General features: G+C 33.9%; 8 protein-coding genes and 3 tRNA genes. All 11 read right to left on the bottom strand.

Going from position 1 to position 7,038, the window contains the following annotated elements:
• Window positions 1-1,083 (bottom strand): elongation factor Tu (gene tuf, locus Q0Q99_RS09090; RefSeq protein ID WP_293894618.1); only part of this gene is annotated, 1,083 nt, incomplete at its 3' end.
• Between the two features lie 56 nt (window positions 1,084-1,139).
• Window positions 1,140-1,211: transfer RNA gene (locus Q0Q99_RS09085), tRNA-Thr, on the bottom strand.
• A 202-nt stretch (window positions 1,212-1,413) separates the two neighbouring features.
• Window positions 1,414-1,494: transfer RNA gene (locus Q0Q99_RS09080), tRNA-Tyr, on the bottom strand.
• Window positions 1,495-1,518: 24 nt separating this feature from the next.
• A tRNA-Thr gene (locus tag Q0Q99_RS09075) sits at window positions 1,519-1,592 on the bottom strand.
• A gap of 91 nt (window positions 1,593-1,683) precedes the next feature.
• On the bottom strand, window positions 1,684-1,986 hold the full coding sequence (raiA, locus tag Q0Q99_RS09070) for a ribosome-associated translation inhibitor RaiA (RefSeq protein ID WP_293894615.1): 303 nt from the start codon (window positions 1,984-1,986) through the stop codon (window positions 1,684-1,686).
• Window positions 1,987-2,018: 32 nt separating this feature from the next.
• Window positions 2,019-2,915: a tyrosine-type recombinase/integrase gene (locus tag Q0Q99_RS09065; RefSeq protein WP_293894612.1), complete on the bottom strand. Its 897-nt coding sequence runs from the start codon at window positions 2,913-2,915 to the stop codon at window positions 2,019-2,021.
• Window positions 2,916-2,988: 73 nt separating this feature from the next.
• Window positions 2,989-3,183: a 30S ribosomal protein S21 gene (gene rpsU / locus Q0Q99_RS09060; protein ID WP_293894610.1), complete on the bottom strand. Its 195-nt coding sequence runs from the start codon at window positions 3,181-3,183 to the stop codon at window positions 2,989-2,991.
• 212 nt (window positions 3,184-3,395) lie between these two features.
• A complete protein-coding gene (locus Q0Q99_RS09055) occupies window positions 3,396-4,565 on the bottom strand; it encodes an acyl-CoA dehydrogenase family protein (protein WP_293894607.1) in 1,170 nt (389 codons plus the stop codon).
• Between the two features lie 27 nt (window positions 4,566-4,592).
• Entirely contained in the window at window positions 4,593-5,474 is an 882-nt protein-coding gene (locus Q0Q99_RS09050) for a helix-hairpin-helix domain-containing protein (RefSeq protein WP_293894604.1), read from the bottom strand.
• A gap of 3 nt (window positions 5,475-5,477) precedes the next feature.
• Entirely contained in the window at window positions 5,478-5,705 is a 228-nt protein-coding gene (locus Q0Q99_RS09045; protein ID WP_293894601.1) for a PspC domain-containing protein, read from the bottom strand.
• A 22-nt stretch (window positions 5,706-5,727) separates the two neighbouring features.
• Complete coding sequence (locus Q0Q99_RS09040; RefSeq protein WP_293894599.1) at window positions 5,728-6,996, bottom strand: DUF2851 family protein; 1,269 nt, start codon at window positions 6,994-6,996, stop codon at window positions 5,728-5,730.
• Window positions 6,997-7,038 lie beyond the last annotated feature (42 nt).

The raw sequence follows: 7,038 nt of genomic DNA, 5'->3' as shown, positions 1-7,038 counted from the left end.
ATCAATAGTTAAGTTATCACCAGGCATAACCATTTCAACTCCTGTAGGTAGAGTAATAACTCCTGTTACGTCAGTAGTACGAACGTAAAACTGTGGACGGTAATTATTATGGAATGGTGTATGACGACCACCTTCTTCTTTTTTCAAGATATAAACCTCTGCTTTAAATTTAGCGTGTGGTTTAACAGAACCTGGCTTACAAATAACCATTCCTCTTTTAATATCTTCTTTTGCAACACCTCTTAACAAGATACCTGCATTATCTCCAGCCTCACCTCTATCTAAGATTTGACGGAACATTTCGATTCCTGTTACTGTAGAAGTTAATTTCTCAGCACCCATCCCGATGATTTCAACAGGATCCCCTGTATTACAAATACCAGTTTCTATACGACCTGTAGCAACAGTTCCACGACCAGTAATTGTAAATACATCTTCAACCGGCATCAAAAATGGTTTTGCTACGTCACGAACTGGCTCTTCAATCCAGACATCAACAGCAGCCATCAATTCAAGAATTTTTGGAGTCCAAGCTGGATCATTATTCAATCCACCTAAAGCTGAACCTTGAATTACAGGGCTATTATCTCCATCATAATCATAGAAAGATAATAAATCTCTGATTTCCATTTCAACAAGTTCTAATAACTCTTCATCATCAACCATATCCACTTTATTCATGAATACAACGATTCTTGGAATACCTACCTGACGACCTAAAAGGATGTGCTCACGAGTTTGTGGCATTGGTCCGTCAGTAGCAGCTACTACCAAAATAGCACCATCCATTTGAGCAGCACCAGTAACCATGTTCTTTACATAATCCGCGTGACCTGGACAGTCAACGTGTGCATAGTGACGGTTAGCTGTTTCATACTCAACGTGTGATGTATTGATAGTAATACCTCTTTCTTTTTCTTCTGGAGCATTATCAATTTGATCAAATGATTTTGCTTGACAGTAACCTGCATCTGATAATACTTTTGTAATTGCAGCCGTTAATGTAGTTTTTCCGTGATCCACGTGCCCAATTGTACCAATATTAAGGTGTGGCTTGTTACGATTAAAATTTTCTTTTGCCATTTTAATTAATTTTAAACTTAGTTATATATATTTATTAGTGTTCAATTTTTAATTTGAGCCAACTACGGGAATTGAACCCGTGACCTCTTCCTTACCAAGGAAGCACTCTACCCCTGAGCTAAGTCGGCTAATGCCTAGTCCAGAAGTTAGATATTAGGATTCAGAAAGACCAAATTCCCATTTCTAAATTCCATTTTTGGATTATCAACTTGACAATCCTGATGGGATTACCGCCTTCGGCGATGATCCTGATAAGGCGTTGCCTTATCCAAACTTTAAAACAGATTTACTCGAAAGTGAACTTTCGGATAAATCCTTTTTTAAAGTTTGTGGGGAGAGCAGGATTCGAACCTGCGAAGTTCTCACAGCAGATTTACAGTCTGCCCTCGTTGGCCGCTTGAGTATCTCCCCTAACCATATTTCAATAAAAAAAAGAGCCGGCGGAGGGACTCGAACCCACGACCTGCTGATTACAAATCAGCTGCTCTAGCCAACTGAGCTACGCTGGCAATATCAATAAAAAAAGTCCGCTATTTCTAACGGACTGCAAATGTATATGTTTTTGTCTTTTAATCAAAACATTTTTTGAAAAAAATTATTTTAAATATGTGTTCTGATTTTTTCTTTTCTTTTAATCAATAATCGCTCTAATGATTCTGCCGAAACCTCTATTGCTTCCTCAAAAGTTTTGCATTGCTTTTTTACCATAAAATCGTCTCCTGGTACATGAATTTTAACCTCAACTACTTTATTTTCTTTATCACTTGTCTTTTCAACCTTCAAAAAAACGTCAGCTGAGACAACTTTATCATAAAATTTCTCTAGTTTACTCAATCGTTCTTGAATAAAATCTACTAGCTTTCTGTCAACAGCAAAATTAACCGCATTAACACTTACCTTCATAATCTACTATTTTATTAATTAAACATTTAGAATTATTTTTTATTTCTAGGATGAGCACCATTATATACTTTTTGGAGTTCGGCTAAACTATTGTGTGTGTAAACTTGTGTCGAAGCTAAACTAGAATGTCCTAATAATTCCTTTACTGAATTTATGTCTGCCCCATTATTTAGAAGGTGTGTCGCAAAAGTGTGCCTTAATATATGGGGACTTTTTTTTACCTTCTCTGAGACATTACTAAAGTAATAATTTATTAACCGATAAACAAACGAATCGTTTAATTTAACTCCATTTAATAGTAGGAAAAAAAAATCGCCATCTTTAACATCTTGAATACTTGATCTTTCAGACAAATATTTTTTTACCTGTTCTTCAATTATTGTTAAAATTGGAATTATTCTTTCTTTGTTTCTTTTTCCCAATACTTTGATAGTATGGCTCGTCAAATCAATGTTCTTTAATTTTAAATTTATTAATTCTGTTCTTCTTATTCCGGTAGTATAAAACAGGTCGACTATTAATTTATCCCTTATACCTTCATATCCTTCTTTATAGATTATTTGATTCAAAACCATATCCAGTTCCTTTTCCGAAAAAGGAATTTGGATTTTTTTTGGTGCTTTTAATGCTTTGTGTTTTAAGAGCGGACTTGAATCAATTTGCTTTGTCTTTAGCAAAAATTTATAGAACGATTTTAGTGAAGAAATTTTTCTGTTAATCGAAGTATTTGAAATTCCATCATCAGAGAGTGAAACAATCCAGGACCGGATTTGGTTGTAATTTACGGTAAGCAAATTATCATCATCGTATTCATTAGCTAAAAAAGATTCAAAAAAACCTAAATCATTTATATAAGCAGTGACCGTATGCTGAGAGTAATTTTTCTCTAACAATAGATAATCAAGAAACTTATTTTTAGAATTCTCCATAAAAAAACCGTTAGCATCAAAGTTATAAAACTTTAATAACTAACGGTTAGTATATTTTCAGAAAAGTTAGTGACTAACTTTCTAATCCGTCTTTCATGTTCTGGATATAAGCAGCTTTTTGAACTTGTGCTCTTTTTACCACTGAAGGTTTGATGAAAGCCTGACGTGAACGCAACTGACGAACAGTTCCGGTCTTATCAAATTTTCTTTTATAGCGCTTTAATGCTCTATCGATATTTTCTCCGTCTTTAATTGGTATAATTAACATAATATAGACACCTCCTCTCGTTAAGGGTGCAAAAGTAATAATTATTTTGAATTATGAATTATAAATTTTAAATTATTTTGGCGTTTCCCTTCGGGTCGCGCTTTCCGCAGTGCATGGCACTTTGCTTCAATCTCTAACGCAAATAAAAAAGACCAAATCACAATCCTGCAAATTTGGTCATTTTCTATTCTCTATTCATTATTTTCTCAACCCTACTTCACCGCCGGCTTATAGTTTTGTTTGTCAATAATCATTTTTGACAAGATTTCTCTAAGAATTTCTGAAGTTCCACCACCTATTGGTCCTAAACGGCTGTCTCTTAATAAACGAGCCAATGGATATTCTTCCATATAACCATAACCGCCCAACATTTGCAAACAACTGTAAATTGCTTCATCGGCTACTTTTGTAGATTTTAATTTAGCCATAGTAGCTTCTTTTACTACATATTCGCCTTTGTTTAATCGAGCAACAGCAGCGTAATTAAACACTTTACAATGTTCTACTTCTGTGGCATGGTCAACCATGGTATGTCTTAATGCCTGAAACTTATTGATTGTAGTTCCAAACGCTTGTCTTTGCGACATGTAATCTATGGTATATTCTATAGCATATTCGGCTCTTGCGTGTGCATTTATTGCCATAATTAATCTTTCTAAAGCGAAATGCTGCATAATATAAGGAAATCCTTTTCCTTCTTCTCCCATTAAATTTTCTTCAGGAATTTCAACATTATCAAAAGCAATCTCAGCAGTATCTGAAGCTCTCCATCCTAGTTTATCCAACTTTGTAGCCGTAATTCCTTTTAAGTTTGTATCCATTAGGAACATACTTATTCCTTTATTCCCTAAATCCGGACTTGTTTTTGCCGCCACTACATAATAATCGGCGTATATCCCATTAGTAATAAATGTTTTAGATCCGGTTATAATATATTTATTTCCTTTTTTAACGGCAGTTGTTCGCATACCTGCAACATCACTACCACCAAAAGGTTCAGAAATACACAAAGCACCTATTTTATCTCCGGAAATACTTGGCGCTAAATAATTCTGTTTAATTCGTTCATCTCCTTCGGCATTTAGATGCGTCATTGCTAAATAAGCGTGTGCCCACATGGCAGCTGCAAAGCCCGAAGATTTTATTTTTTGAAGTTCTTCCAGGAACACTACGGTATAAAACAGATCAAGATTCAATCCACCATAAGCTTCAGGATATGCCAGTCCAAAAAAGCCCATTTCACCAAACTTCTTCCAAATAAAGCGCTCAATCGTTCCAGTTTTTTCCCATTTCTCAATATGCGGAACTACCTCGGTACGCAAAAAATCTTTCAAACTGGCTCTGAATAATTCGTGTTCTTCTGTAAAGTAAATTGAATTCATATAACTAAGGCTATTTTTATCTTAATTTTAGAATTCCAAATATAAGGCTATTATCTTGATTTTTTCTACGGGAAAACCTTTAATTTTTGTCAAATCCTCAATCTTAATTTCGCCTTTCATGGTTCTGTAAATAACAATATCCTTTGCTAATTGATATCTGAAAAAGGGGAATTGACTTAACTCTTTGACTGACGCATTATTAATATTAATCTTTTTGGCATTTACGGTTGATTTTATCACAAAAGATGTTTTCAGTTTTTCTATTACTTCTGGTGACAATCCCCAAATATCATTCATCTGTTCTATAGAAACGAAAGCGCCATATTTTTGTTTCTCACCCAAAATTCTATCGGAAATTTTATCACCAATTCCATAAACCTTCATCAAATCTTCTTTTGAAGCCTCATTAATATCCATAACAATGACTTTTTCCGGCTTTGAAAAATCTTTTTTTGCAAATGTTTGAAAACTGTTCTTTTTATTAGTAACCCAATCCGGAAATTTAAAATAAGGCGAAAAGGTTCGCAGTAAAGAATCGGAAACTTTTGTCACTGCCTGAAATTCTTCGGCAGAATTAACAAATTTATTTTGATTTCTAAAGGCAAGTAAGCGATCGATTTCATCAACAGACATTCCGAGTTTGTATCCTTTGAAATCAGTTATGAAATTGGGATTGAAGGGATAAATAGTTGGTTTATAATTTTTGTTATTGCCTTTTAAACTATCTATTGTGCTTTGATTCGCCAACCATTTAAATTGTTCTTTGTCAATGGTTTCCTTAATTGTAAAGTCATAGAAAAAATAAATTCCCTGAACCAGAATGATAATCCCAAAAAACAATAGGATTCCAATCCGTTGACTTTTCGAATAGGTTAAAAAGGATTTTATTATTGAATCATTTGTTTCCAAACTTTACAAATCAAAAACAGACGTTCGTTTGCCCCGAATCAAATCTTTCAACCTAATCCAAAAAGCTAAAGTAAGATACACCCCAAACCACAAACCGGCCGTTACGAAAGTGATGTAGATAAAAAACAAACGCACATTGGAAGCCCGCATTCCAAGCTTATCCGCCAAACGGGAAGAAACATCAAAACCGTATTTTTCGAAGAAATATTTTAATTGAATAACTACTGACATTCGTTTTATTTAAAAATTAAAATTACGATTTTAAAAGTTGAATTCCAACAACGCATTGTAAACATTTACTGTAATTGCAATACTCGTTTTTGAGTTGCAATAACGATTGGGCTTCAAAAGCATTCTTTGCTTTAATTCCAAAATTGGAAAATTTTTCTATAATTATATTTTTCTCGGCAGCAATTTCCCGAAGTAAATCCAGTAAAGATTCCGATGTCTCTTTTCCATGACTTTTGGCATACGCAAACTGAATTGGGACAATGGTGTTGATGACCAGCAAATCGATGAATGACTTGGAAAACTGTTTTTTCTTCTTTGGACTTTCTTTATCAAACTGATAATGCGTTTGCCAATATTCAGAAATTGTAATTTCAAATAGTTGATGTAACTCTTTTAACGTTTTAGAGGCAATCACTTTCGAAAATAAATTTTGCTGTTTATGATATAACATTGCCAATTGTGCCAACCGTATCGTCGGAAAATTATCGGGCCTATGTTTAAAAAACTGAACAGGTTCAATGATTATCTTTTTCAACTTGTGCTTTTGAGAGGTATATTCAAATCGGTTTTTTAAATCTTTAGTATAGTTGTCCTGAATATCGAACGGAAATAAATCGGCTGTTCCAAAAAGTAGGCTTTCTAAATTTTCGACTTCAGCACTTTCCTTTCTAATTATTGAAAACGGAAATGATTTGGCTATTTTAAAGAACGTTTCTCCATTGGTATTCAACCCGAAGTTCTTTGCCAGCATACAAAACAAAACCGCTTCCCAATTATTTTCTGTCTCCTCTAGCAATTGTTCAATCGGAATATATTTTCGTTCCAGCCTTTCAATAAATAACCGTTGCTGCCAATTCAACAAAACAAAACTATCAACAGTCGCAATTTGACTTTCACAATAAATCCAGGATTTTGGCGACACTAATGCCTGATAATTTTCTAAATCTTTTTTAGATATGTAATTCTTAAGTTCCAAAACAGGAATTTCAGAATTGTCTTTTCTGAAGACTGGCGTGTCGTGGTTCCAAACGACATGCAGAATTACATTCTCATAATTCGGGTCTTTCTCGTGATGATGCAGATACCAATCAGAAGATTTTATATGGATTTCAATATTTCCGGCCCATTTTTGATTTCCTATAACAATTTGAGCGTTAAAAAAATCCGGTCCACTTTGTTGCAAATAATTACCACAATGCGTTATCGTTAATAATTCTCCGGAAACGGTTGTTAGGTTAGAAAAGTCAAACTTCTTATATTGCCATAAATAATGGAGAAAATCTTCTTTCACGTTTCCAAATTTTCATCTAAAGTAAGAAATTTACTTTAATAA

Source organism: Flavobacterium sp. (assembly GCF_025352425.1).
Taxonomy (GTDB): Bacteria; Bacteroidota; Bacteroidia; order Flavobacteriales; family Flavobacteriaceae; genus Flavobacterium.
Note: the sequence above shows the minus strand (reverse complement) of the source record. Positions and strands in the feature narration are given on the sequence as shown.